Genomic DNA, 26,040 nt, shown 5'->3' with positions numbered 1-26,040 from the left:
TGTCAGACCCTGCGAATGGCGAGTTTGCAGGGTCTTTTTATTTCTGAGCGGGAAACATCAAATGTCGGCAAACAAACCACACTGTCGGCTGGTCAAGCCGCAGCCAGTCTACGTAGGCAAGCAGGGGCTTTCTTATCAGGTCGGCGTTTCCAGGGAAGCCGTCGATTCGCAGCATATCCATATGCAGCTGGCGACCATTCCCCCGCATTCGCAGGCCAAAGCGCACAAGCATGAGCATCATGAAACGGCGATTTATGCTCTGAGCGGTACCTCATCGGTGCTTTACGGCGACGAATTAGAGCATTTCCTTGAGCTTCCCGCCGGAAGTTTCCTCTACATCCCGATGGACACGCCACACTTACCCTACAACAACACGGATGAACCCGCCGTGGTTGTTATTTCACGTACCGATCCTAATGAACAGGAAAGTGTGGTGATGATGCCCGAGCTGGACAGAGATGTGCTGTAGTCTTTCTGGATAGGCTGTCGTGGCGAAAGAGAGAAGCCCCTCAGCTCGGCTGGAGGGCTTTTTTCGTTATTTGATTTTTTGACTCAGGTCGCTCACTTGCCGCGCAAGTTGTTCGTTATCCCGCTTCAGGCTGTCCATTTTTGACTGTTGCTCGCTGGCTTTTGCTTCCATCTGGGACATTTTGTTTTTCATCTCATCCAGCTTGCGTTCCTGTTCATCCATTTTCCTGACGCTACCGTCGTAATTTGACTGTAGCTTTTCCAGGCGATTCTTCATCTCGATAAGCGTGCTTTCATTGATGGATGTTGGGACGAGGGTACTTGCCCCGGAAAAGGCGGCGAGCGAGGAGGTGAAAGAGTCCGTATTTCTAGCCTCAACGGCACTGGCATGGACGGCAGAGGCTGTCATAATGAGTGATATCGTACATAATACAGACAGATAAGCTTTCATTGTTCATATCCTTTTTAAACAAACCTATTTTAACGATGCTTTTAAAAAACATAGGGTTATATGTTTTTTTATGTTCCAAAACGCATTGTCATAAAACCGTCATAATTCGTACATTTAACTGTCACCAAACTGTCCTATTTTCTACCCTGTATTTAATTAAACAACAATTTACGAACATCTGGCAGGAGACATTATGAACGTTATGCGTACCACTGTCGCAACTGTTGTCGCCGCGACCTTATCTCTGAGCGCTTCTACTGCGTTTGCAGCTGCAAGCCTGACTGGCGCTGGTGCAACTTTCCCTGCGCCGGTGTATGCCAAGTGGGCAGATACCTACCAGAAAGAAACTGGTAACAAGGTGAACTACCAGGGTATCGGTTCCTCCGGCGGCGTGAAGCAAATCATTGCTAACACCGTTGACTTCGGCGCTTCTGACGCCCCTCTGGCGGATGACAAATTACAGCAAGAAGGCCTGTTCCAGTTCCCTACCGTAATCGGTGGTGTGGTGCTGGCTGTTAACCTGCCTGGCTTCAAGTCTGGCGAGCTGGTTCTGGACGGCAAAACTCTGGGCGATATCTACCTGGGCACCATCAAAAAATGGAACGACCCGGCGATTGCTAAGCTGAACCCAGGCCACAAACTGCCGGATCAGAACATCGCGGTTGTTCGTCGTGCTGACGGCTCCGGTACTTCCTTCGTGTTCACCAGCTACCTGTCTAAAGTGAACGAAGAGTGGAAATCTAAAATTGGCGCAGGCTCTACCGTTAACTGGCCAACCGGTCTGGGCGGTAAAGGTAACGACGGCATCGCGGCCTTCGTACAGCGTCTGCCTGGCTCTATCGGCTACGTGGAATACGCTTACGCTAAGCAGAACAACCTGACTTACACCAAGCTGCTGTCCGCTGACGGTAAGCCAGTAAGCCCGACCGAAGCAAACTTTGCTAACGCGGCTAAAGGCGCTGACTGGAGCAAATCCTTCGCACAGGATCTGACCAACCAGAAAGGTGACGAAGCGTGGCCAATCACCTCCACCACCTTCATCCTGGTTCACAAAGAGCAGAAAAACCCAGAGCAGGGCGCAGAAGTGCTGAAGTTCTTTGACTGGGCATACAAATCTGGCGCGAAAGAAGCTAACGCCCTGGATTACGCAACGCTGCCGGCCTCTGTGGTTGAGCAAGTTCGCGCTGCATGGAAGACCAATGTAAAAGACAGCTCCGGTAAGGCGCTGTACTAAGTGCAAAAATCTGGGGTAACAGGTATGTTACCCCGGTTTATTCAGCAACCACAAAGAGTACGCTATGGCTGTGACTAAGCCGACGTTTAAAGCCCCTGGCAAACAAGGCGATGTAATTTTCAGTGCGCTGGTAAGACTGGCTGCGCTGATTGTGCTATTTCTGCTGGGTGGGATTATCATCTCGCTGTTTATCTCCTCGCTGCCGAGCATTGAGAAGTTTGGCTTCTCCTTCCTCTGGTCCAAAGAGTGGGATGCCCCTAATGAAGTCTTCGGCGCGCTGGTGCCGATTTACGGAACCCTCGTAACCTCGTTTATCGCACTGCTGATTGCGGTCCCGGTGAGCTTTGGTATCGCCCTGTTCCTGACAGAACTTGCACCCGGCTGGCTGAAGCGCCCGCTGGGTATCGCCATTGAACTGCTGGCGGCTATTCCAAGTATCGTGTACGGCATGTGGGGCCTGTTTATCTTTGCTCCCCTGTTTGCGACTTACTTCCAGGAACCTGTAGGCAACGTGCTTTCTGCCGTGCCTATCGTTGGCGCGCTGTTCTCTGGCCCTGCGTTTGGTATCGGTATTCTTGCCGCCGGTGTGATCCTTGCGATTATGATCATCCCGTACATCGCCTCCGTGATGCGCGATGTCTTCGAGCAAACGCCGGTAATGATGAAAGAATCCGCCTACGGTATCGGCTGCACCACCTGGGAAGTGATCTGGCGCATCGTGCTGCCGTTTACCAAAAACGGCGTGATTGGCGGCGTGATGCTTGGCCTCGGTCGTGCTTTGGGTGAAACCATGGCGGTGACCTTTATCATCGGTAACACCTACCAGCTAGACAGCGCTTCGCTGTATATGCCGGGCAACAGTATTACCTCTGCGCTGGCGAACGAATTTGCTGAAGCCGAATCCGGCCTGCATACCGCCGCGCTGATGGAGCTTGGTTTAATTCTGTTTGTGATTACCTTTATCGTACTGGCTATCTCTAAGTTCATGATTATGCGCCTGGCGAAAAACGAAGGGGCTCGCTCATGACCACGATGGAAATGCAAAGCAGCGCGGCACTGGCTGAGTCGCGCCGTAAAATGCAGGCGCGTCGCCGCATGAAAAACCGCATCGCCCTGACGCTCTCTATGGCGACCATGGTGTTCGGTCTGTTCTGGCTGGTGTGGATCCTGTTTTCCACGGTGACCCGCGGTATCGACGGTATGTCGCTGGCACTGTTTACCGAAATGACGCCTCCGCCAAATACCGCTGGCGGTGGCCTTGCTAACGCCCTCGCGGGCAGCGGCCTGCTGATCCTGTGGGCGACCGTTATCGGTACGCCGCTGGGCATCATGGCCGGGATTTATCTGGCCGAATATGGCCGTAAATCCGCTCTGGCTGAAGTGATTCGTTTTATTAACGACATTCTTCTGTCCGCGCCGTCTATTGTGGTCGGTCTGTTCGTTTACACCATTGTGGTAGCGAAAATGGAACACTTCTCCGGCTGGGCGGGCGTGATTGCGCTGGCGCTGCTGCAGGTGCCTATCGTTATTCGTACCACCGAAAACATGCTGAAACTGGTGCCGGACAGCCTGCGCGAAGCGGCTTACGCACTGGGAACACCAAAATGGAAGATGATCTCCGCGATTACGCTTAAGGCGTCCGTCTCCGGGATTATCACCGGCGTGCTGCTGGCGATTGCCCGTATCGCTGGCGAAACCGCACCGCTGCTCTTCACCTCCCTCTCCAACCAGTTCTGGAGCACGGACATGATGCAGCCTATCGCCAACCTGCCGGTGACCATTTTCAAATTTGCTATGAGCCCGTTTGCCGAGTGGCAACAGCTGGCCTGGGCAGGGGTGCTGATCATTACCCTCTGCGTGCTGCTGCTGAATATTCTGGCGCGCGTGATTTTCTCGAAGAGTAAACACGGTTAAATTTTACGGCGCGGCCTTCGCGGCGCCGGACGGAGATTAAGACACAGATGAGTAAGGTTGATTTAGCCCCAGGCAAAATCCAGGTTCGCGATCTGAACTTCTACTACGGTAAGTTCCACGCGCTGAAGAACATCAATCTGGATATCGCGAAAAACCAGGTTACCGCCTTCATCGGGCCGTCAGGCTGTGGTAAATCCACCCTGCTGCGTACCTTTAACAAAATGTACTCGCTCTACCCTGAGCAGCGTGCAGAAGGTGAAATTCTGCTGGATGGCGAAAATATTCTCACCCAGAGCCAGGACATCGCCCTGCTTCGTGCCAAAGTCGGTATGGTTTTCCAGAAACCGACGCCGTTCCCGATGTCCATCTACGACAACATCGCTTTTGGCGTGCGTCTGTTTGAAAAGCTGTCCCGCAGCGACATGGATGAACGCGTGCAGTGGGCATTGACCAAAGCCGCGCTGTGGAACGAAACTAAAGATAAACTGCACCAGAGCGGCTACAGCCTCTCCGGTGGTCAGCAGCAGCGTCTGTGCATTGCTCGCGGGATCGCGATTCGCCCGGAAGTTCTGCTGCTGGACGAGCCGTGTTCCGCGCTTGACCCGATCTCCACCGGGCGTATCGAAGAGCTGATCACCGAGCTGAAAGAAGACTATACCGTAGTGATCGTGACCCACAACATGCAGCAGGCGGCGCGTTGTTCTGACCACACGGCGTTTATGTACCTCGGCGAGCTGATCGAATTCAGCGAAACCGATACGCTGTTTACTACGCCAGCGAAGAAACAAACCGAAGATTACATTACTGGCCGCTACGGTTGATTTGGAGAGCGCGATGGATAACCTCAACTTAAACAAACACATTTCTGGCCAGTTCAACGCCGAGCTGGAGTACATCCGTACTCAGGTGATGACGATGGGCGGGCTGGTAGAACAGCAGCTCTCCGACGCGATCACCGCGATGCACAACCAGGACAGCGAGCTGGCGAAGCGCGTTATCGCCGGTGACCAGAAGGTCAACATGATGGAAGTGGCGATCGATGAAGCCTGTGTGCGCATCATCGCCAAACGCCAGCCGACCGCCAGCGACCTGCGTCTGGTGATGGCGATCATCAAAACCATCGCCGAGCTGGAACGTATTGGCGACGTAGCGGACAAAATCTGCCGTACCGCGCTGGAGAAATTCTCTCAGCAGCACCAGCCGCTGCTGGTCAGCCTGGAATCGCTGGGGCGCCACACCGTGCAGATGCTGCATGACGTGCTGGACGCTTTCGCGCGTATGGATCTGGATGAAGCGGTGCGTATCTACCGCGAAGACAAGAAAGTTGACCAGGAATATGAAGGTATCGTGCGCCAGCTGATGACCTACATGATGGAAGACTCCCGTACTATTCCAAGCGTGCTGACCGCGCTGTTCTGCGCCCGTTCTATCGAGCGTATCGGTGACCGCTGCCAGAACATCTGCGAATACATCTTCTACTTCGTGAAGGGGCAGGATTTCCGTCACGTGGGCGGCGATGAACTGGACAAGCTGCTGGCGGGTAAAGATCCGAAAGAGTAAATGATCTCTTTCCCCCCTCTCCCCTTTGGGGAGAGGGCCGGGGTGAGGGGCCGTTACTTCCCGAACAAACGCCGCGAATTATCCTCGATCTTCCCTGAAATCCGCCGTTTCTGCATCGTTCTACTCCAGCTTACCGACAACCCCGCAGCCGACAAAAGCCGGTGATACTGTGAATCATCAAACGGCATATGCCAGGCAATGACGATAGCTTCTGCCACCGTCACGTCGCTAACGCGGGAAACCAGCTCCAGCGGAGCATCGGCGGAAACATTCCCCGCCAGAATCACGCGATACAGCCAGCCGCAGTAGCCCGCTTCCTGCATCCGCGTCGCCATATCCTCTACGCCAAAATGGTAGTTCAGCTTAAAGCAGGGCGAACGAGGCTGAGTCACCTGAATCAGCGCTTCACCCCAGCGGTAAATATCACCCATACAGACGTTCTTTTCCGTCATCCCTTCCGTGGACAGGTTTTCGCCGAAGGCCGGGGCGTTAAACAGCTCCGCTTTTTCCGGGAAGAGTTGCGCCCAATGCTGATAATGCTCGCGTGGATAGTGGCACAGCGCCCTGTCCGGCCCGCCGTGAATCACCTTCTCCGCCTGCTCGTCGCCCTCCAGCCCAAGCTCGGTCAGGCGGAGTTCGCCGTCCACCTGAACCTTGGCGATGGCGCTGGGCCGACTCCCTTCGTAATCACGGATCTGGCCAACGTAAACCTGAAGTGGATAGCGATGCATAAGCGACTCCCTGCGAGATAGACATAAAAAAAGCGAGCCATCAGGCTCGCTTCTCTAAGGTCGTATTGCAACCTTATTTTTTAGCGGCGAAACGTGCTGCTGCTTCGTCCCAGTTAACCACGTTCCAGAACTCTTTCGCGTAGTCCGGGCGACGGTTCTGGAATTTCAGGTAGTAAGCGTGTTCCCAAACGTCCAGGCCCACAATCGGGAAGCCGGAAGCGCCGGAGATAGCTTCGCCCATCAGCGGGCTGTCCTGGTTAGCAGTAGACACTACAGCCAGCTTGTCGCCTTTCAGCACCAGCCACGCCCAGCCGGAGCCGAAACGGGTAGCGGCTGCTTTTTCGAACTCAGCTTTGAACGCGTCAACGCTGCCGAAATCGCGCTCGATAGCGGCTTTCAGGTCACCTTTCAGCTCGGTGCCTTTTTTCAGGCCTTTCCAGAAGAAGCTGTGGTTAGCGTGGCCACCGGCATTGTTACGCAGTACGGTTTTCTTATCTGCAGGCAGCTGATCCAGTTTAGCGATCAGTTCTTCAGCAGACAGGCTGGCAAACTCAGGCAGGGATTCCAGCGCGGCGTTCGCGTTGTTGACATAAGCCTGGTGGTGTTTGCTGTGGTGGATTTCCATGGTTTCTTTGTCGAAATGCGGTTCCAGCGCGTCGTAAGCGTAAGGCAGGGATGGCAGTGTATAGCTCATATTCATCGTCTCCATTAACGTAGAGCGGCTGTAATGCTGTTAACGCCGCGTAATCAGTCGGTTCATTATAGTTAATTAAATGATATTGAAAATGTTTATCAATGCCGTACTTAGCGTGTGGTTATAACTTTTCTTCATGAAACCACGGCTTACGGCTATAACGCAGCGGGTAAAAAGCCATTTTTTCAGAGTAACGGCGAATTGTGACCCGGTCGTGACGCGAAGATACGAAGAGGAGATAACTGGCGGTGATGGCTATCGTGGGGACTAGCTCAAAGAAGTGTACTGGCTCAAATAGAGAAAAGGCCCGGCTTCCGGGCCTTTTGCTTAATTCTTAGCGGGTGGCGGCGTCTTCCAGCGCTTTGTGGATGACGGAAGAAAGCTCGGCGACGTCAAACTTGGCGACATAGCCGTTGGCACCGACTTTACGGACGTGATCTTCGTTGGCGCTGCCGGACAGCGAGGAGTGGATCACCACCGGAATGTGCTTCAGCGAAGGCTCGGTCTTAATGTTGCGGGTCAGGGTAAAACCGTCCATCTCCGGCATCTCGATGTCGGTCAGCACCAGGCCGATTTTGTCGGTGATCGGCGTGCCGGACGCTTTGGCATCGGCGGCAATAAGCTTGATTTTTTCCCAGGCTTCCAGGCCGGTTGCGTGCATGATGGCCGGAATGCCCATCCCCTTCAGGCCCTGCTCCAGCATCGAACGCGCCACTTTGGAATCTTCGGCGACGATAGCCACCGCGCCAGGCTTCAGGGTATAGGTCTTCTCTTCGATAGCCGCGATATTCACATCTCTCCCGGACGGGATAATGTCATAAAGGATCTGCTCCACGTCCAGCACCAGCGCGAGGTCTTTACCGGTCAACGGGTCGTCAATTGTGGCGATGCTGGTGATATTGCGGCTGCTGACCCCAGCCTCGGCGGCGTGCACCTGGCTCCAGTCGAGGCGAATAATGTTCTCCACGGACTCCACGGCAAACGCCTGGGTGCTGCGGGCATATTCGGTGATCAGTAATAAATTCAGGCCAGTGGTCGGCTTACAACCCGTCACGGCAGGCAGATCGATGACCGGGATAATCTGATCGCGAATGTTGGCCATACCCAGCAGCGGCGATTCCATGCCTGCGGCACGGTTAATCTTCGGCATTGGCACAATTTCACGCAGCTTAAAAACGTTAATGCCGTACAGCTCGGACTTGCTGTCGTGCTGGCTGGTGCCTAAGCGGAACAGCAGCAGCTCGAACTTGTTGGATAACGCCAGGTTGGCCCTTTCATCGATATCTTTCTGAAAACTATCCATTTTAACCTCAAGTGATAACCCGGCCTCAGAACCCAACCGTACGGAGTGAATGCTTGTCTAAGTTATCGGCAGCGTCTGGAAAAAATGAAGGGAAAAGGCGAAATGATTTCGCTTAGAGGGACGTGATATCCCCCTAAGCGGAGGGCGCTTACTTTTTCTTATTCAGCATCGCTTTAAGGTCTGCAAACGGATTATAGGTTGCTTCGCCCACGTCCTTTTGCGCGTCCTCTCCGGCAATCACCGTGGAGCCATACTGGTCGGCCTCGGTGTATTTTGAATGCTCATGATCGTGGCAATACAGGCACAAAAGCTCCCAGTTGCTGCCATCTTCCGGGTTATTGGTGTGATCGTGGTCCATATGGTGAACGGTCAGTTCACGCAGATTGGAATAGACAAACTCGCGGGAGCAGCGCCCGCAGACCCACGGGAAAAGCTTCAGCGCCTTTTCGCGGTAGCCGCTTTCCAGCCGCGTATAGTTCTTGGGGATAATCGCCATGATTCAGGTTCCAGACAAAAATGTAGGGTTACGCCCAGTTTCCGGCTAAAGCGCGTCTTTATAAATCCCCACGGCAGTGCTTATGAGAAAGCTGTCCAGAAGTCGTCGATCATCATATCGATATCTTCTGAGGTACTGCCGGATGTATGTCGTGTAATCGTATCTTTCAGCCGCTCTTTATCCAGGGCTAATACTGCTTGTCGAATCTCTGGTGATGAGATCAGGGCCGTATCATTACCGGCAAGCCGGGCACCTAATCTTTCAGGGTTCCAGTCGACCTGTTCACCCCACTCATCATTGTCATACAAGCGATCTTCTTCAACCGCGCTGTATTCTTTTAAAATGTTAAAAATATCGACGGCGTCTTTAGATACTGCTGCTCCCCGATCTCGCCAGGCAAAGAGCTTCAGCAATAGTAAACCCGGCAAAGAGCAAAACCTGATCACAGTACCGGAACTCAGCTCAATGGATATAGCGCTTTCAAACGCTTCCTGGAAGCCGTCTACCGACATAACAAAATCTCTGTCGGGCGGCCATGCGATTGCATTGTCTTCGGCTATTTCACCGAATGGAATGATATCCAGTTCATTTCCTTCCCATACCAGTCGATGGGCGTTACCTCTAATTTCCTCTGCTCCCTGGGCGAGAATGGCCTGCTTAAGTGCTGAGAACTGCTGCCAGTCTTTGATGAAAATGGCAATATCGATGTCCCGAGTATGGCGGCCGCTCCTTCTGCCATGTAGATGCGTCAAAACCACTTCCCTGGCTGTCGCGCCAGCCACAAAAAATTCAATCCTGGGTTCAGTACAGGTCTGAGCTATGCGTTCCAGTAATGTTTCAGTGCCCGAAGAGAGTGGCTGTTTTAAGCTGTAAGTATCTGTCATTCAGTAACCCTGCGGTTTCAATATTACGGTCATCCTGCGAGGCCATTAATTCGGCGATACTCAATAAAACAATGCCTCGCGTTGTCGGTATGAAGCTTTCACCCCAGAACGCTGAAGTGAGATGAAAACGTCCCTTTGGATGGGGACGAAGTTTCAGGCTTTCTTTACGATTAGAGAGCGGAAGAGGGGTAAAAAGTTGAATATGCTCGGGGTGAAGATAGCCGTCACTTAAGATGCTGGCAGCGGCCTCTCCTCCCCAGCACTCACCGGGTTCGAGATGAAGTTTACGCCAGCCGTCATTTTCTTCCAAAATCAGCGTTTTTAGCTTAGGGCGTAATTCAACGGCGTATTCACGGATCCATTGCGCTGTCAGGGCTTCGGGATCGGTGAGACGCCGCCCTTGTTTTGACTGGCGATATAAACGTTTTGACTCCAGGTAGTCGAAAGCCTTACTCACCATGCCTAAAGATATGCCAGCCAAAACCGCTAACTGCCGGTAATTAGCATTGATGGTGTTGGGTTCGGAGAGCAAAACAAACAGTAGCTTCATGACGCCGGATGACATTCTGTTTGGCTGTTCAGTAAAGGTCCGGTTTTTTCGGCCAGAAACTCTGAGGAATAAGCCTGGTACCGTGATGCTGGCATTGCCAGCGCTATCGAGAAAATTTATGCCCTTCTTGATGCAATACTCTTCAAGAGCCGGCGTCATGCGGTCACAAACCAGCAGCCCGGGCTGCGAGAAATTGTTTTTATTCTGTATCTCTTCCCAAAAAAGAAGCTGCTCTTTGCGTGGACGAAAGCGTATTTGAAAAACGAAAGGAAGTGCCTGACCGTCGGGCATATTGATATCGATAAAGCCATCATAGCCTTCGTCAGGCAATGGGTTAATCTTAGTATGTACAGTGATGCATAAACCTTCAGGAAGGTTTTGGGATAGTTCTTCGAATAGCTGATCTTCTCTATACATTATGTTCACACCTTTTTAGTGTTCATGATGTATGAACAACATTATTTTATGAACAAGTATGTGGTTGTGCAACATACTGGAGAAAAAGAATATGCGGTTGGAGAGGTAACAAGCTGTGATTATCTCTTTGAAAGAGAACAAGGTTGGGCGTGACTTTGTTGTGGGCGACCTTCATGGATGCTTCGAGGCGTTTAAAGCGTTACTCCACAATGTTGATTTTAATGAACATCATGATCGCGTCATTGCTGTTGGTGATCTGATCGACCGCGGAAAAAACAGTCAGCTATGCCTGGAACTCCTTCGTTATGAGTGGTTTTATTCGGTGCGCGGCAATCATGAAGGTTTGATGCAAGAGTGGGCTCTCACAGCATCAGAACAACGCCATGATATTGAACAGCGCTGGCGTGAAGATGGTGGGGAATGGTTCTTCTCTCTTCCTCCAGAACAACAATCCCGTTGTGTGCGTTTAATTGAACAACTTCCGATGGTGGTTATTGTTGAATCAGGTGGCTATAAGTACGCCATTTTACATGCGGAAATTCCACCTGAAGTGGATGATTTTATAGAGTTTATCAACAGGATGACGCAGGTTGATCGGCAGGCCATTTCTTCATGCTTGTGGGGAAGAAGGCGAAAACTTGCCAGATCTACGGCGGTAGTCGGCGGTATTGATTATATCCTGGCGGGGCATTCGCCCTCGCATTTTCCTAAGATACGCTACGGTAACTTACTGATTCTTGATTTTGGTGCTGGAGCAGAGGGCTATGGTTGTTCTCTGGGTTTGATGGAGCTTGCCACGCAGCGCCTCTATCTTCATCGCCAGGGTGAAATTATCTCGCATGAAGGTTCTATTTTTCTCTGACAGCCCCGAAAAAATCAGGGCTGTTTGTCGTCTTTTCCGGCTAAAGCGCGTCTTTATCAATCCCCAGGCGCTTCATCCGGGAAAGTAACGTGGTGCGCTTCAGTCCTAAGCGCTGGGCAGCGCCACGAGGCCCGGCCACCACGCCGTTAGCCTCTTTCAGTACGCGCAGGATGCGCTCGTACTCGTCCTCATCTTCACGCCTTTCTTCTTCCACACCCGGAGAAAGATGGCGTTCCAGGGGAGGGCGGTGATCCATTTCCGGCAGGGAAAGATGCAGCACGCTGCCCCGGGTTAACAGCACCGCCCGTTCAATCACGTTTTCCAGCTCACGCACGTTGCCTGGCCACTCCATGCGGCTCAGGGCGCGCAGCGTTTCCGCCGGAATACTGTCGATGTTGCGGTTCAGGCGGCGGGCTATTTTGAAGGTGAAGGATTTCACCAGCAGCGGGATATCTTCCGGGCGTTCGCGCAGCGGTGGCAGAGTGATAGGAAATACGTTCAGCCGGTAATAGAGATCGCTGCGGAACTCCCGGTCGGCCACCATCTCTTTCAGGTTGCGGTTAGTGGCGGCGATCAGGCGTACGTCCACTTCCTGAATCTTATTGCTGCCGAGGCGCTCGAACTCCTGCTCTTGCAGCACCCGCAGCAGCTTGGGCTGCAGTTCAAGCGGCATATCGCCCACTTCGTCGAGGAACAACGAACTTTTGTCCGCCAGCTCAAAGCGGCCGATGCGCTGATTGTTCGCCCCGGTAAACGCCCCGCGCTCGTGGCCGAACAGGTCGCTTTCCAGCAGCCCAGCGGGCATCGCGGCACAGTTGATCTTTACCATTCGGCGGCTGTTGCGCTCGCTCAGGTTATGGATCGCCCGGGCAATTAGCTCTTTACCGGTGCCGGTTTCGCCGAGGATCAGCACGGTGCTGTCGCTGCTGGCCACCATCTCAACCTGCTTAAGCACAATCGACATCGCCTCGCCGCGCCCGATAATTTCGCCAAAATCGCTGTCGACGTTATTAATTTGCTCGGTAAGGTAGAGGTTTTCATCCACCAGATTCTCTTTCAGGCGGTTGATTTCCTGGTAGGCGAGGGCGTTATCCACCGCGATGGCAATACGTTCGGCAATCTGGCGCAGCAGCTTGAGGTTGGCTGGCGTAAAGCCCTGCTCGCTGCATTTGGCAAGCTTCAGGACGCCCAGCATATTGGGGCCGAACTTCAGCGGCAGCAGGCAAAGCGTCTGTGGTTTGTTGTCCCACATCTCCAGCAGCATCCGCTCATACGGCGCCAGTTTGTCGCCAGGGCAAAGGTTGAGCAGCAGCATTTCGCCGCTTTTAAAGACGCGTTCTGACAGGGTGCCTTCTTCAAGCACATCGCTTTGATCGTGAATCGGCGAGGCTTCATCAACAAAATGAGTGGAGTAAAGCGTGAGCCGCGATTTGCGGCTGCTTTTCAGCACGATGCTGATGGAATCAATGGCGAAGTGGTAGTGAATTTCGCGGGCAATCTCGCTTATCAGTTCGTCCAGGTCCAGCTTCGACAATACCGCGTTGGTGACGGCCACCAGGATGCGAAAATCGTCGCGCTCCCGGCACAATAACTGGTGATCGTGGCTCGAATTGAGCCGGGTCTGGATTTGCTCGGTCACCAGGCCGACAATTTGCGCCAGGGTATAAAGTCGGTTCAGCTCTTTTTCCGTCCAGGCGTCAGCCCGATTGCGGATAAATTCGCAGCCCCCAAAGATTTTTCCTTCTGAGGCCAGGGGCAAAAGGCAGTAACGGCCAAAAGAGGCGTACAGATCCAGGCTCGCCATTTGCGGCCAGGTTTCATCGAACTCTTGCTGGCTGCAAATCAATGCCTCCGGGCGAGACAGTATGCGGCGTACCGGGCCGTTGGCCAGCGCCATTTCATCTTCGTAGTGCAGTTCCTTGCCGTGTTTATCCTTGCCGTAAAAGCTCACCCGCTGATGCTGAGGATGGTAAAGCAGGATGTTAACGCGATCGGCCAGCGCGCCCTGTTTCACCAGCTGCGTCAGGCTGCTGGCGAGTTCGTTGAGATCGGGCTGCTGGAGCAGCGTGCGGGTGATATCAAACAACCCTTGCTGCCCGAGATCGCTCATCGGCGTGTATGACATTTTTGCTTTCCATTGAAATGCCCCGCGCGGGCGCAGGGCTAAAAAATATAATTAATATAAATATTGTTTAAGTTTAGTCAGCGTTGCGTGGATGCGTACTGGTGCAGGTCAACAAATGCGCGGTAAGGGTTCAAAATGCGGCAGATCGAGCGTGCGTTTTACGCCATAAAGCCCGGTCACACGCACGCCTTTTCGCTCCACAACCTCACCCACAACAGCCGCCTGTTTGCCGCAAGGATGCTGCTGTAATGCCTGAATAATTGCCGGGGCGGACTCAGGAGACGCAGCGATAACCAGCTTGCCTTCATTAGCAAAATTTAACGCATCCAGCCCAAGCAGCTCGCAGACGCCGCGCACCGCCGGGTTCAGCGGCAGTTTGTTTTCGCTGATTTCCATCCCGCAGCCGCTGGTGTCGGCAAACTCATGCAGAACGGCGTTTACCCCGCCGCGCGTGGCGTCCCGCAGCGCTTTTACGCCGGGAATTTGTAGCAGCGGGGCGATCATCGGCGCCAGCACCGCGCAATCACTTTGCAGATCACCGTCCAGACCCAGCTTCTCGCGCAGGTTGAGAATGGTTGCGCCGTGGTCGCCGAGCGTACCGCTGACGATAAGCAGATCCCCTGTTTTGATCTGAGCCGCGCCCCAGTTAACGCCTGCAGGAATAGCGCCTATCCCGGCGGTATTGATAAACATCTTGTCCGCCGCGCCGCGCGGTACGACTTTGGTATCGCCGGTTACGATGGCGATATTCGCCGAGCGTGCCGCATTCGCCATGCTGGTGACCACGCGCTCCAGCGTTTCAAACGGCAGGCCTTCTTCAAGGATAAAACCGCACGACAGCCAACGCGGTGTAGCCCCGCTCACCGCGACGTCGTTCGCCGTGCCGCACACGGCCAGCTTGCCGATATCCCCGCCGGGGAAAAACAGCGGATCGATAACATAGCTATCGGTAGAAAATGCCAGCCGGTCACCGCTGGCGGTCAGTTCTGCCAGCGAAAGCCGCGCCTGATCTTCCTGTTCCGCCAGCCACGGATTATCAAAAGCCCGCATAAACAGGCTGGCGATCAGCTGTTGCATCGCCTGGCCGCCGCTGCCGTGGGCCAGCTCAACGGTTTTCATACTTCACACTCCTGAGAACGATACTGATACCACGCCGCGCAGGCTCCTTCGGAGGAGACCATCAGCGCGCCGAAGGCGTTTTGAGGGTTACAGTCGCGGCCAAACAGCGGGCATTGCTGCGGCTTGCAGCGCCCGGTAAGCACGTCGCCGCAGCGGGCTTTCGGGTCGTCGTAAACCCGCTGAGGTTTGGGCTGGAAATGATCTTCGGCATCAAACTGGCGGTAGGCCTCGGTGAGCTGCACGCCGGAATCGCCGATCACGCCCAGGCCGCGCCATTCCGCTTCGCCGCGCACCGTAAACACTTCGCTTATCGCTTTCTGTGCAAGCAAATTGCCTTCTTCCGGCACGACCCGGCGGTACTGGTTTTCTACCAGGCTGCGCTGCCTGATTTTTTGCTCGACCAGCATCAGCACGCCTTGCAGAAGATCGAGCGGTTCAAAACCAGCCACCACCAGCGGACGCTGGTGCTCAGAGGCGATAAAGTCATAGGCTTCGGTGCCAATCACCATGCTGACGTGCCCCGGTGCCAGGAAAGCGCCGATGCCGTTATCGGGCTGGGAAAGCAGGCTGCGCAGCGTCGGGATCAGCGTGATGTGCTGGCAGAAGAAATAGAAGTTATCGATGCCCTGCGACTTCGCTTGTTGAAGGGTGATCGCCGTGGCGGGCATGGTGGTTTCAAAGCCGAGGCCAAAGAACACCACTTTGCGCTCCGGGTTCTGGCGAGCCAGCGTCAGAGCATCCATGGGCGAGTAAATCACCCTGACGTCCGCGCCTCGCGCCTTCGCCTGCATCAGCGAGCCGTTTTTACCCGGCACGCGCATCGCATCCCCAAAGGTGCAGAAAATCACTTCCGGGTGGCTGGCTATCTCAATGCAGGTGTCGATTCGCCCCATCGGCAGCACGCAAACCGGGCAGCCCGGGCCGTGAATAAACTCGATGTTTTCCGGCAAAAGCTGATCTAGGCCGAATTTAAAAATAGCGTGGGTATGGCCGCCGCAAACTTCCATGATGCGCAGCGGGTGGCTCGCCGTGTAGTTCAGCAGCGGGGCGCGTGCTTTCAGCGTTTCAATCAGCTGCATCACACGGTCGGGATCGCGGTATTCATCGACGTAGCGCATCAGCGACGCTCCTCACCGTAAAGCAGCGCGCCGACGTCCGGTTCAACCTCGAACATGTTTTGCAGGGCATCCAGGGTGTCCCGCGCCTCGGCTTCGTCAATAATGCTCATGGCAAACCCGACGTGAACCAAAACCCATTGCCCCACGGCGGCGTCGCCCACCAGCGCTAAATTCACGTCGCGCTGCACGCCGCAGACGTCCACTTTCGCGCTGCCGTCTGCCAGGCGCTCAACAATCTGCCCCGGAATGCCTATGCACATCGCTCCGCCTCCAGCCAGTTAAGCCACTCGTCCATCCCTTCGCCGCTGGTCGCGGAAACCAGAATAATTTTGATGTCCGGATTGACCTCGCGGGCAAAAGCTAAGCACTTGCTGACGTCGAACTGCAGGTACGGCAGCAGGTCGATTTTGTTCAGCAGCATCAGTGACGCTGCGGCGAACATGTGCGGGTATTTCAACGGCTTATCTTCGCCTTCCGTCACCGACAGCACCGCGACCTTGTGGCGCTCGCCTAAATCAAAGCTCGCCGGGCAAACCAGGTTGCCGACGTTTTCGATAAACAGCACGCCGTCATGCGCAAGCGGCAGGCGCAGCATGGCATCGCGGATCATCTGGGCATCAAGATGGCAGCCTTTCCCGGTATTCACCTGAATGGCCGGCGTGCCGGTCTCGCGGATGCGCGCGGCGTCGTTCACCGTTTGCTGATCGCCTTCGATAACCGCGCACGGCACTTTGGCATTCAGGCGTTTCAGCGTTTCGGTTAGCAGGGTGGTTTTGCCGGAGCCGGGGCTGGAGACCAGGTTCAGCACCAGCTGATTCTGGCTGGTAAAACCGTCGCGGTTATGGGCGGCGAGCTGGTTATTTTTGTCGAGCACGTTCAGCTCAATCTCCAGCATCTTACGCTGAGTCATTCCCGGTGCGTGGGTACCTGCCGCGCCGTGGCCGTAATGCAGGTCGCCCTGTTCGTCGGCCGTAGGGGCAAATTTGACGCCGGTTATCTGCTGCAGCGGGCGTGCCGCCGGGGCGAACGGGGCGCTGCGAAAGCCAGAGTGAGGATTGCGCTCGTCCCCTTCAATGTACAGGTTGCCTTCACCGCAACCGCAAGTGCTACACATGAGCTATCTCCTGATCGATTTCCAGACGCTTAATCTGCATGCCGTCATCCGCCACGATGCGCAGGCTGCTGCCGTTACAGTTGGGGCAGCACTTCACGCGCTGGGTCAGGAGGGTGACGAACTGCTGGCAGTCATGGCACCAGCATTCGGCTTCCTGCTGGTGGATATGCAGTTCGCAGCCTTCCGCCAGGGTGCCGCGGCAAACCAGATCAAAGCAAAACTCCAGGGCGCTGGTTTCCACGCACGAGAAGGCGCCGACCTCCAGCCAGACGCCGGTCACGCGACGGGCATTGTTCTGGCGGGCATGGTTTTCGATAAGTTCGACTGCGCGCTGGCAAAGGGTGATTTCGTGCATGGGGCCTCCGGGGTTAACTGGGGCAGGTAATGCAAGGACGGTGCCAGGCTTTTTCTTCGCCCCTCACCCCGGCCCTCTCCCCAAAGGGGCGAGGGGGAATTCTTTTAAGAAAAGGGAACGTTTATTCCGCTCTCCCTTCCGGGAGTAGCCTGGCCTACTTTTATCCCTCTCTCTTCCGGGAGTAGCCTGGCCTGCTTTTATCCGCTCTCTCTTCCGGGAGTAGCCTGGTCTGCTTTTATCCCCTCTCCCTTCCAGGGAGAGGGTTAGGGTGAGGGTAAAAAGTGCCGTCAGCCAAAGTCAAAGATGACGAAATGACATGTCATTCGTCTCACCCAAGACACTTTTATCGGTTAAATCTTTTTAAAAACAACAAATTAAAAACATGGCACGAAACGTGCCTTACGGAGGGACAAGCACTAACAGAGCGAACAAAACATGAACATTTGGGAACTGAGCGAAAAAGCCGAGTACATCGCCGACAAGCACCAGCGGCTGCTTTCGCAGTGGCATCTGTACGGCAACACCCTGATTCAGGGGATCACCTTATCCAAAGCGAAGCTGCATCACGCCGTGGGCTGCAACCCGGACGAAAGCCTGCGCTTCTTCTTATTTGACCACTTCGTCATTCAAATCAACCTCGCCGAAGGCTTTAACAGCCACACCATCGAGTACAGCATCGAACTGCGCGACGGCAGCGATAACGTGCTGATTGCCAAGGCGACTATCGACGATGACGGACTGATTGATAACGCCGTCAGCAACCGCGACCGCGAGAAAGTGCTGGAACACTACCTTGAGCTAATCCGCCCGGTGTACGACAGCCTTTATCTGGCCGTGCAACAAAACACCCCGCTGTCCATGACGCTGCTTCAGCAGTCCGCCGTGGCATGAAGAGATCTGGGGTGTCGAGAACTGTCGAATCGGCAGCTTTTCGGCATGTTTTCGTCAAAAATGACGATTGTCACCTGAGGAAGAACTGGTGAACCGTTTTGTAATCGCTGACTCAAAATTGTGTATGGGCTGCCATACCTGCGAAGCGGCCTGCGCTGAGACGCACCGCCTGCACGGCCTGCAGTCCATGCCTCGTCTGAAGGTCATGCGCAACCTGAATGAATCTGCGCCGCAGATGTGCCATCACTGTGAGGACGCCCCCTGCGCCGGGGTTTGCCCGGTCAACGCGATAACCCGCGTGGACGGCGCTGTGCAGCTGAATGAAAGCCTGTGCGTAAGCTGCAAACTTTGCGGCATCGCCTGCCCGTTCGGCGCCATTGAATTTTCCGGCAGCCGCCCGCTGCATATTCCCGCCAACGTGAACAGCCCGAAAGCGCCACCTGCGCCTCCGGCCCCGGCTCGCGTCAGCCCGCTGCTGGACTGGGTTCCCGGCGTTCGCGCCATCGCGGTGAAATGCGATCTGTGCAGCTTCGACGAAAGCGGCCCGGCCTGCATTCGCACCTGCCCGACCAAGGCGCTGCGGCTGATCGACAACAAAGACATCGCCCAGGCCAGCAAGCGCAAACGTGAACTGACTCTTGGCGCGTCGCTCGGCGACTTGACCCTGTTTACCCAGCCAGAGGCGAGAAAATGAATGCTTTTTTACTGATTCACTGGGCGCTTTTGGGATTTGTCACCAGCGCTGTGTTGGCCGGCGTTCTGGCATTTTCAAAGCCCGTTAGCGGCTTTATCGGCGGTATTGGCGGTGCAATCAGCGCCGTACTTTTGCTGATTGCGGGCGTGCAAGCGCTGCTGGGCTTCAGCGGCGATGCGCAAATCTGGCACTGGCACCTGCAGCTCAACGCTTTTAACGGCGTCTGGCTGGTGACGGTGGCGATTAGCGGCCTGTTTATTTCCGTCTATAACTGCGCCTGGCATCGCCATCCGGCGGTAAAAGCCAACGGCCTGCTGATTAACTTAATCCTGGCGGCAAGCGTGGCTGCGCTGGTGGCTGACAACTTTGTCACCCTGGTAGCGATGGCAGAAATTATCTCCCTGGCGGGGTATTTTCTCACCGGCTGCCAGAAGTCCGGGCAGCTGTGGTTTGCGCTTGGTCGCCTCGGCACCGTGCTGCTGGTCATCGCCTGCTGGCTGCTGTGGCAGCGCTACGGCACCCTGGGCTATGGCGATCTGCGTCATCTCCTCAACGGCGCGTCGCTGCCGGCTCCGGTACTGATCCTCGCGCTGCTCGGTTTCGGGCTGCTTGCCGGGATTATTCCGCTGCACGGCTGGGTGCCGCAGGCGCATGCGAATGCCTCCGCGCCAGCCGCCGCGCTGTTCTCCGCCGTGGTGTTGAAGATCGGCCTCTACGGCATCATGAGCTTCTCGCTTATCAGTAATACGCTGCCGCTGTGGTGGGGCGTGCTGGTGGTAGTGGTCGGCATGATTACCGCGTTTATCGGCGGGCTTTATGCGCTGATGGAGCACAACATCAACCGCCTGCTGGCTTATCACTCCCTTGAGAACATCGGCATTATTTTGCTGGGTCTGGGCTGCGGCCTGATCGGTATCGCGCTGCATGAGCCGGTGCTGGTGGCGCTGGGCATGACCGGCGGCCTTTATCATCTGTTCAACCATAGCCTGTTTAAAACCACGCTGTTCCTCGGCGCAGGCGCGGTGTGGTTCCGCACCGGTCATCGGGATATTGAGAAGCTGGGCGGGATCGGTAAACGCATGCCGGTTATTTCGTTGGCGATGCTGATCGGGCTGATGGCGATGGCCGCGCTGCCGCCGCTGAACGGCTTTGCCGGGGAATGGGTCATCTACCAGTCCTTCTTCCGTCTCGGCAGCCTGCCGCTGTTTGTGGGCCGCTTTATCGGGCCGCTGCTGGCCGTGGGGCTGGCAATCACCGGCGCGCTGGCGGTGATGTGCATGGCGAAAGTGTATGGCGTCACCTTCCTCGGCGCGCCCCGTACTCAGCAAGCGGAAAACGCGACCTCTGCGCCGTGGCTAATGAACGTCTCCGTCGCCCTGCTTGCCGCGTGCTGCGTGGTTGCCGGGGTTGCTGCCCCATGGCTGCTGCCTCTGCTTCAGCACGCCGTACCGTTGCCTCTGCAACCGGCGCATACCGCCGTGTCTCAGCCGATGATAACGCTGCTGCTGCTCGCCTCTCCGCTGCTGCCGTTTATTTTGATGATCGTTTTCCGCGGCGACCGTTTGCCAAACCGCTCTCGTGGCTCGGCCTGGGTCTGCGGCTACGACCACGAACAGGCGATGGTGATCACCGCGACGGGCTTTGCCCAGCCGGTAAAAGCGGCGTTTGCGCCTTTGCTTAAGCTTCGCCAAACCCTGAACCCGGTGAAGTGGATCCCTGGCTGGCAGTGCGAGTGCCTGTCCGGCACGTTCCGCCGCTTTGCGATGGTTGAGCTGGCGGTCTTACTGGTGGCGATGGTTGCCTGAGGAACTGATATGACTACGTTTTTATTCGCTCTTATCCAGGCGCTGGCGCTGTTTTTTGCCGCCCCATTGCTGGCCGGGATTACCCGCGTGACGCGCGCCCGCCTGCATAACCGCCGTGGCCCCGGCGTGCTGCAGGAATACCGGGATCTGTTCAAGCTGCTGGGCCGCCAGAGCGTGGCCCCTGCCGCCTCTGGCTGGGTTTTCCGTCTGATGCCGTTTGTGATGGTGGGCGTGATGCTCACCATCGCCACCGCGCTGCCGGTAGTGACGATTGCCTCGCCGCTGCCGTCATTAGGCGACCTGATCACCTTAATTTACCTGTTCGCCATTGCCCGCTTCTTCTTCGCCATCGCCGGGCTGGACACCGGCAGCCCGTTCACCGGCATTGGCGCCAGCCGTGAAGCCATGCTGGGTGTGCTGGTTGAGCCGATTTTGCTGCTTGGCCTGTGGGTTGCCGCGCAGGTGGCCGGCAGCACGCACATCAGCAATATCGCCGGGGCTATTCACGCCTGGCCGACGGCGCAAAGTCTGACGCTGATTCTGGCCTTCGCGGCTTGCGCTTTCGCCACCTTCATTGAAATGGGCAAGCTGCCGTTTGACCTCGCCGAAGCCGAGCAGGAGCTGCAGGAAGGGCCGTTGTCCGAATACAGCGGCGCGGGCTTTGCAGTGCTGAAGTGGGGCATTTCCTTTAAACAACTGGTTGTGCTGCAAATGTTTGTTGGCGTGTTCCTGCCCTGGGGGCAAATGAGCGCCTTTAGCTGGGGTGGGCTTGTCCTCGCCCTGGTGCTGGCCATTGTGAAGCTGGTGGCGGGCGTGCTGATTATCGCGCTGTTCGAAAACAGCATGGCGCGCCTGCGGATGCTTGAAACCTCGCGTATTACCTGGGCCGGTTTTGGCTTTGCCTTTTTAGCCTTCGTCTCCTTGCTGGCGGCGTGATTTAAGAGAACCTATCGATGTCTGAAGAAAAAATTGGTCAACACTATCTCGCCGCGCTGCATCAGCAATTCCCGAATGCGGTGATCGACGAAGCCTGGCAGACCAAAGACCAAATCACCGTCACCGTGAAGCTCAATATGCTGCCGGAGGTGGTGGAGTGGCTTTACTACCAGCAGGGTGGCTGGCTTTCGGTGCTGTTTGGCAACGATGAGCGCCAGCTGTGCGGCAGCTACGCGGTGTATTACGTTCTGTCGATGGAAAGCGGCGTGAAGTGCTGGATCACCGTGCGTGTGGAAGTGGACGCCGACAAGCCGGAGTTCCCGTCCGTCACGCCTCGCGTGCCTGCTGCCGTTTGGGGCGAACGTGAAGTCCGTGACATGTACGGCCTGCAGCCGGTTGGCTTGCCCGATGAGCGTCGCCTGGTGCTGCCGGATGACTGGCCGGACGATCTCTACCCGCTGCGTAAAGACAGCATGGATTACCGCCAGCGCCCCGCGCCAACCACCGACAAAGAGACCTACGAGTTCATTAACGAACTGGGCACCAAAAAGAACAACGTGGTGCCGATTGGCCCGCTGCACGTCACTTCAGATGAACCCGGCCACTTCCGCCTGTTCGTTGATGGCGAAAACATTATCGACGCCGACTACCGCCTGTTCTACGTCCACCGCGGCATGGAAAAGCTGGCGGAAACCCGCATGGGCTACAACGAAGTCACCTTCCTGTCCGACCGCGTGTGCGGCATCTGCGGCTTCGCCCACAGCACTGCCTATACCACCTCGGTGGAAAACGCGATGGGGATTGTGGTGCCGGAGCGCGCGCAGATGATTCGCGCCATCCTGCTGGAGGTTGAGCGCCTGCACAGCCACCTGCTGAATCTTGGCCTGGCCTGCCACTTTGTCGGCTTCGACTCCGGCTTTATGCAGTTCTTCCGGGTGCGTGAAATGTCGATGAAGATGGCGGAGATCCTGACCGGGGCGCGCAAAACCTACGGCCTGAACCTGATCGGCGGCATCCGCCGCGACCTGCTGAAAGACGACATGATCCAGACCCGTCAGCTCGCCCAGCAAATGCGGCGGGAAGTGCAAGATCTGGTGGATATTCTGCTGAGCACACCGAACATTGAGCAGCGCACTGTCGGCATTGGCCGCCTTGACCCGCAAATCGCCCGTGATTTCAGCAACGTCGGCCCAATGGTGCGCGCCAGCGGCCACGCCCGTGATACCCGCGCCGATCATCCGTTTGTGGGTTACGGTCTGCTGCCGATGGAAGTGCACAGCCTCGACGGCTGCGACGTGCTTTCCCGCCTGAAAGTGCGCATCAATGAAGTCTTTACCGCGCTGAACATGATTGATTTCGGTCTGGATAACCTGCCGGGCGGCCCGCTCGCCGTGGAAGGCTTTACCTACATTCCAAACCGCTTTGCCCTGGGCTTCTCAGAGGCACCGCGCGGGGACGATATTCACTGGAGCATGACCGGCGACAACCAGAAGCTGTACCGCTGGCGCTGCCGCGCGGCGACGTATGCCAACTGGCCAACCCTGCGCTATATGCTGCGCGGCAATACGGTGTCGGACGCGCCGTTGATTATCGGCAGCCTTGATCCTTGCTACTCCTGTACCGACCGCATGACGGTGGTGGACGTGCGCAAGAAGAAAAGCCAGGTGGTGCCGTACAAAGAGCTGGAGCGCTATAGCATTGAGCGCTCCAATTCGCCGCTGAAATGATTTTGGTGTTTGGTCGGTGACTGACCCTCACCCCGGCCCTCTCCCTGGAAGGGAGAGGGGGAAAACCGGCTTCGATCTGTCTCTCGCTTCTTATGGGAGTAGGTGGAATCGTACTCGATCTGTCTCCTCTCCCCTCAGGGGAGAGGGTTAGGGTGAGGGGTTGTTCTAAGACCAGGCAAACAAGGAAAACGCATGTTTAACTTCATCAAAAAAGCCATCAAGGGCGGCGTGGCAACCGAGTCTTACCCGCTCCAGCCCATTGCCGTCGACCCGAATTTTCGCGGCAAGCCCGAGCACAACCCACAGCAATGTATTGGCTGTGCAGCCTGCGTGAACGCCTGCCCGTCCAACGCCCTGAGCGTTGAGACCGATCTTGCAGCTGGCCAACTGCAGTGGAGCTTTAACCTCGGACGCTGCATCTTCTGCGGGCGCTGCGAAGAGGTTTGCCCGACGGCTGCCATCAAGCTCTCACAGCAGTACGAGCTGGCGGTATGGAACAAAGCCGACTTCCTGCAGCAGGCCAGCTTCCCGCTGTGTAACTGCCGAGAATGTGGCCGCCCGTTTGCCGTGCAAAAAGAGATCGACTACGCCATTGCGCTGCTTGAGCACAACGGCGATTCCCGCGCGGAAAGCCGCCGTGGGGCATTTGAAACCTGCCCGGACTGCAAGCGCCAGCAAAGCCTGGTGTCGTCCGACCGGATCGACTTTAGCCGTCAGATGAGAGAGGCCAGCTAATGAGTAACCTACTGGGGCCGCGCGACCACAACGGCATTCCGGTGCCGATGACGGTGGACGAATCTATCGCCAGCATGAAGGCATCGCTGCTGAAAAACATCAAACGCTCCGCCTACGTTTACCGCGTGGACTGCGGCGGATGTAACGGCTGTGAAATCGAGATTTTTGCTACGCTTTCGCCACTTTTCGATGCAGAACGCTTTGGTATCAAAGTGGTTCCCTCCCCGCGCCATGCCGATATTTTGCTGTTTACCGGGGCGGTGACTCGCGCGATGCGTTCCCCGGCGCTGCGTGCCTGGGAGTCGGCGCCCGATCCTAAAATCTGCATCTCTTACGGCGCCTGCGGCAACAGCGGCGGGATCTTCCACGACCTTTACTGCGTCTGGGGCGGGACCGACAAAATCGTGCCGGTCGATGTTTACATCCCCGGTTGCCCGCCAACGCCTGCCGCCACGCTGTACGGCTTCGCGATGGCGCTTGGCCTGCTGGAACAAAAAATCCATGCGCGCCCGGCAAGCGAGCTGGACGTTGAGCCGGCAAAAATCCTCCACCCGGATATGGTTCAGCCGCTGCGTGTGCGCATTGACCGCGCCGCTCGCCGCCTGGCCGGTTACCGCTATGGCCGCCAGATTGCCGACAGCTACATGACTAACCTGACGACCGGGGGCGACGCCGTTCAGCAGTGGCTGAGCGCGGAAAACGACCCACGCCTGACGGAAATCGTCACTAACCTTGAGCAACTGGTTCATCAGGAGCGCGTGTAATGACCGAGTCGGTGGTGTTCTGTCAGCTCAGCCGCAAGTTTGTCGACGAGAACGACAACACCCCGGCTGACGCTCAGCAGGTGGTCTACTACAGCCTGGCGATTGGCCACCATTTAGGGGTGATCGACTGCCTGAAAGAGAGCCTTGTTTGCCCGCTGGAAGCCTATCAGGCGTGGATTGCCACGCTTGAAGCTGACGGCGAGGCCTGGCGCAAAATGAACGGCGTGCCGCGCTATGGCGAAATCGTGATTGATCAGAACCACGTGGTGATGCTGGCCCGGGCGTTGGATGCCGCTAAGCCGACGCAGACCCCGGAACAGCAGGCCTGGAGCCAGGCACTGCTCGACATGCTGCAGGCCATTCAACAAGAACCCGCCATCTACCTGATGGTAAGGAGACGCTATGACTAAGGTACTGCTTTGCGTAGGCAACAGCATGATGGGCGATGACGGGGCAGGCCCGCTGCTGGCAGAGAAGTGTCAGGCTTCTCCGCAGGGCGACTGGGTGGTGATCGACGGCGGCAGCGCGCCTGAAAACGACGTGGTTGCTATCCGCGAACTCCGCCCGGAATTGCTGCTGATTGTGGATGCCACCGACATGATGCTTAACCCCGGCGAGATCCGCGTCATTGACCCGGACGACATCGCCGAGATGTTTATGATGACTACCCACAATATGCCGCTTAATTATCTGGTCGATCAGCTGAAAGATGACGTGGGGGAAGTGGTGTTCCTCGGCATTCAGCCGGATATCGTCGGCTTTTATTACCCGATGACGGAGGCGGTGAAAGCGGCGGTGGAGCAGGTTTATCAGCGGCTGGCGACGTGGACGGGTTTTGGCGGGTATGAGTTGCTGGCCCCGCAAGAGAGTGAAGCGCCTTTCTAGTTTTTCCCCTCACCCTAACCCTCTCCCCATGGGGGAGAGGGGATCAGAACGGCTCCCCCACTGACATGGGAGAAAGGGCCAGATTCTTTTCCCGTGCTTACATGTGAGAAAGGGCCCGATTCTTTTCCCCCTCTCCCTTCCAGGGAGAGGGCCGGGGTGAGGGTCATTAATGACTACTGTTACCAAAATGACATCGTCAAAAGTGTCG

The 26,040-nt window shown here is 56.1% G+C and carries 29 protein-coding genes; 16 read left to right on the top strand and 13 right to left on the bottom strand.

The genetic code is table 11. The features are described 5' to 3' along the window. Nucleotides 1-61: 61 nt before the first annotated feature. Entirely contained in the window at nt 62-469 is a 408-nt protein-coding gene (locus tag LH23_RS05125; protein ID WP_039289087.1) for a cupin domain-containing protein, read from the top strand. Nucleotides 470-535: 66 nt separating this feature from the next. Here LH23_RS05125 and LH23_RS05120 read toward each other — a convergent pair whose 3' ends face one another. Next, nucleotides 536-919 (bottom strand): hypothetical protein, encoded by a 384-nt coding sequence (locus tag LH23_RS05120; RefSeq protein ID WP_039289085.1) that lies wholly within the window; start codon nt 917-919, stop codon nt 536-538. Nucleotides 920-1,112: 193 nt separating this feature from the next. Here LH23_RS05120 and pstS point away from each other — a divergent pair, with 193 nt between their 5' ends. The 5 genes from pstS (at nt 1,113) to phoU (ending at nt 5,627) form a co-directional block, all read left to right on the top strand. After that, nucleotides 1,113-2,153: a phosphate ABC transporter substrate-binding protein PstS gene (gene pstS, locus LH23_RS05115; RefSeq protein WP_008457728.1), complete on the top strand. Its 1,041-nt coding sequence runs from the start codon at nt 1,113-1,115 to the stop codon at nt 2,151-2,153. A 64-nt stretch (nt 2,154-2,217) separates the two neighbouring features. Continuing rightward, nucleotides 2,218-3,180: a phosphate ABC transporter permease PstC gene (gene pstC, locus LH23_RS05110; protein ID WP_008457726.1), complete on the top strand. Its 963-nt coding sequence runs from the start codon at nt 2,218-2,220 to the stop codon at nt 3,178-3,180. Continuing rightward, the gene (gene pstA, locus LH23_RS05105) at nt 3,177-4,067 is read left to right on the top strand and encodes a phosphate ABC transporter permease PstA (RefSeq protein WP_008457724.1); all 891 of its coding nucleotides are present in this window, start codon (nt 3,177-3,179) and stop codon (nt 4,065-4,067) included. The genes pstC and pstA overlap by 4 nt, the downstream gene beginning before the upstream one ends. Nucleotides 4,068-4,114: 47 nt before the next feature. After that, entirely contained in the window at nt 4,115-4,888 is a 774-nt protein-coding gene (gene pstB, locus LH23_RS05100) for a phosphate ABC transporter ATP-binding protein PstB (protein WP_008457722.1), read from the top strand. A gap of 13 nt (nt 4,889-4,901) precedes the next feature. After that, nucleotides 4,902-5,627, top strand: a complete 726-nt coding sequence (gene phoU, locus LH23_RS05095; RefSeq protein WP_008457720.1) for a phosphate signaling complex protein PhoU — start codon at nt 4,902-4,904, stop codon at nt 5,625-5,627. 53 nt (nt 5,628-5,680) lie between these two features. Here the strand turns inward: phoU and yiiM are convergent, their stop codons facing one another. From yiiM to LH23_RS05065, 6 genes are all read right to left on the bottom strand, one after another. Then, on the bottom strand, nt 5,681-6,358 hold the full coding sequence (gene yiiM, locus LH23_RS05090; RefSeq protein WP_039289082.1) for a 6-hydroxyaminopurine reductase: 678 nt from the start codon (nt 6,356-6,358) through the stop codon (nt 5,681-5,683). 73 nt (nt 6,359-6,431) lie between these two features. Then, nucleotides 6,432-7,052: a superoxide dismutase [Mn] gene (sodA, locus tag LH23_RS05085; RefSeq protein ID WP_008457716.1), complete on the bottom strand. Its 621-nt coding sequence runs from the start codon at nt 7,050-7,052 to the stop codon at nt 6,432-6,434. Between the two features lie 334 nt (nt 7,053-7,386). Next, on the bottom strand, nt 7,387-8,355 hold the full coding sequence (locus tag LH23_RS05080) for a chemotaxis protein (RefSeq protein ID WP_039289080.1): 969 nt from the start codon (nt 8,353-8,355) through the stop codon (nt 7,387-7,389). A 148-nt stretch (nt 8,356-8,503) separates the two neighbouring features. Further along, nucleotides 8,504-8,851: an HNH nuclease YajD gene (gene yajD / locus LH23_RS05075; protein ID WP_008457693.1), complete on the bottom strand. Its 348-nt coding sequence runs from the start codon at nt 8,849-8,851 to the stop codon at nt 8,504-8,506. Nucleotides 8,852-8,931: 80 nt separating this feature from the next. Continuing rightward, nucleotides 8,932-9,735, bottom strand: a complete 804-nt coding sequence (locus LH23_RS05070) for a nucleotidyl transferase AbiEii/AbiGii toxin family protein (protein WP_039289078.1) — start codon at nt 9,733-9,735, stop codon at nt 8,932-8,934. Then, the gene (locus LH23_RS05065; RefSeq protein WP_039289076.1) at nt 9,689-10,702 is read right to left on the bottom strand and encodes a type IV toxin-antitoxin system AbiEi family antitoxin; all 1,014 of its coding nucleotides are present in this window, start codon (nt 10,700-10,702) and stop codon (nt 9,689-9,691) included. Before LH23_RS05065 ends, LH23_RS05070 begins: the two co-directional genes overlap by 47 nt. Nucleotides 10,703-10,817: 115 nt before the next feature. Between LH23_RS05065 and LH23_RS05060 the strand changes: the two genes are divergently transcribed. Beyond that, nucleotides 10,818-11,564, top strand: a complete 747-nt coding sequence (locus LH23_RS05060) for a metallophosphoesterase (protein ID WP_039289073.1) — start codon at nt 10,818-10,820, stop codon at nt 11,562-11,564. Between the two features lie 40 nt (nt 11,565-11,604). Here LH23_RS05060 and flhA read toward each other — a convergent pair whose 3' ends face one another. The 6 genes from flhA to hypA form a co-directional block, all read right to left on the bottom strand. Then, nucleotides 11,605-13,689: a formate hydrogenlyase transcriptional activator FlhA gene (gene flhA, locus LH23_RS05055; protein WP_039289071.1), complete on the bottom strand. Its 2,085-nt coding sequence runs from the start codon at nt 13,687-13,689 to the stop codon at nt 11,605-11,607. 108 nt (nt 13,690-13,797) lie between these two features. After that, entirely contained in the window at nt 13,798-14,808 is a 1,011-nt protein-coding gene (gene hypE, locus LH23_RS05050) for a hydrogenase expression/formation protein HypE (protein WP_039289070.1), read from the bottom strand. Then, complete coding sequence (gene hypD, locus LH23_RS05045; protein ID WP_039289068.1) at nt 14,805-15,926, bottom strand: hydrogenase formation protein HypD; 1,122 nt, start codon at nt 15,924-15,926, stop codon at nt 14,805-14,807. Before hypD ends, hypE begins: the two co-directional genes overlap by 4 nt. Further along, nucleotides 15,926-16,186 carry a HypC/HybG/HupF family hydrogenase formation chaperone gene (locus LH23_RS05040; protein WP_039289065.1) on the bottom strand — a complete coding sequence of 87 codons (261 nt, stop codon included), beginning with the start codon at nt 16,184-16,186 and terminating at the stop codon, nt 15,926-15,928. Before LH23_RS05040 ends, hypD begins: the two co-directional genes overlap by 1 nt. Further along, complete coding sequence (gene hypB / locus LH23_RS05035; RefSeq protein WP_039289063.1) at nt 16,177-17,040, bottom strand: hydrogenase nickel incorporation protein HypB; 864 nt, start codon at nt 17,038-17,040, stop codon at nt 16,177-16,179. The genes LH23_RS05040 and hypB overlap by 10 nt, the downstream gene beginning before the upstream one ends. Continuing rightward, entirely contained in the window at nt 17,033-17,395 is a 363-nt protein-coding gene (gene hypA / locus LH23_RS05030) for a hydrogenase maturation nickel metallochaperone HypA (RefSeq protein ID WP_039289061.1), read from the bottom strand. The genes hypB and hypA overlap by 8 nt, the downstream gene beginning before the upstream one ends. A 435-nt stretch (nt 17,396-17,830) precedes the next feature. On the opposite strand from hypA, the gene hycA reads away from it, so the two are divergent. The 9 genes from hycA (at nt 17,831) to hycI (ending at nt 25,832) form a co-directional block, all read left to right on the top strand. Further along, nucleotides 17,831-18,286, top strand: a complete 456-nt coding sequence (hycA, locus tag LH23_RS05025) for a formate hydrogenlyase regulator HycA (protein WP_039289059.1) — start codon at nt 17,831-17,833, stop codon at nt 18,284-18,286. Between the two features lie 88 nt (nt 18,287-18,374). After that, a complete protein-coding gene (locus LH23_RS05020) occupies nt 18,375-18,980 on the top strand; it encodes a 4Fe-4S dicluster domain-containing protein (RefSeq protein WP_039289057.1) in 606 nt (201 codons plus the stop codon). Continuing rightward, complete coding sequence (gene hycC / locus LH23_RS05015) at nt 18,977-20,785, top strand: formate hydrogenlyase subunit 3 (RefSeq protein ID WP_039289055.1); 1,809 nt, start codon at nt 18,977-18,979, stop codon at nt 20,783-20,785. The genes LH23_RS05020 and hycC overlap by 4 nt, the downstream gene beginning before the upstream one ends. A gap of 9 nt (nt 20,786-20,794) precedes the next feature. Then, the gene (locus tag LH23_RS05010; protein ID WP_039289053.1) at nt 20,795-21,721 is read left to right on the top strand and encodes a respiratory chain complex I subunit 1 family protein; all 927 of its coding nucleotides are present in this window, start codon (nt 20,795-20,797) and stop codon (nt 21,719-21,721) included. 17 nt (nt 21,722-21,738) lie between these two features. Then, on the top strand, nt 21,739-23,448 hold the full coding sequence (locus LH23_RS05005; protein WP_039289051.1) for an NADH-quinone oxidoreductase subunit C: 1,710 nt from the start codon (nt 21,739-21,741) through the stop codon (nt 23,446-23,448). A 192-nt stretch (nt 23,449-23,640) separates the two neighbouring features. Next, the gene (locus LH23_RS05000; protein WP_038477388.1) at nt 23,641-24,183 is read left to right on the top strand and encodes a formate hydrogenlyase complex iron-sulfur subunit; all 543 of its coding nucleotides are present in this window, start codon (nt 23,641-23,643) and stop codon (nt 24,181-24,183) included. Next, nucleotides 24,183-24,947, top strand: coding sequence for an NADH-quinone oxidoreductase subunit B family protein (locus LH23_RS04995; protein WP_008457680.1), 765 nt, complete (start codon nt 24,183-24,185; stop codon nt 24,945-24,947). Before LH23_RS05000 ends, LH23_RS04995 begins: the two co-directional genes overlap by 1 nt. Then, entirely contained in the window at nt 24,947-25,357 is a 411-nt protein-coding gene (locus LH23_RS04990) for a formate hydrogenlyase maturation HycH family protein (RefSeq protein WP_039289048.1), read from the top strand. The genes LH23_RS04995 and LH23_RS04990 overlap by 1 nt, the downstream gene beginning before the upstream one ends. Further along, nucleotides 25,350-25,832: a hydrogenase maturation peptidase HycI gene (gene hycI / locus LH23_RS04985; RefSeq protein ID WP_039289046.1), complete on the top strand. Its 483-nt coding sequence runs from the start codon at nt 25,350-25,352 to the stop codon at nt 25,830-25,832. The genes LH23_RS04990 and hycI overlap by 8 nt, the downstream gene beginning before the upstream one ends. Nucleotides 25,833-26,040: the final 208 nt, after the last annotated feature.

Origin of the sequence: Cedecea neteri (assembly GCF_000758305.1) — a bacterium.
GTDB lineage: Bacteria > Pseudomonadota > Gammaproteobacteria > Enterobacterales > Enterobacteriaceae > Cedecea > Cedecea neteri_C.
The sequence above is the reverse complement of the archived record's forward strand: the minus strand, read 5'-3'. Positions and strand labels throughout refer to the sequence as shown.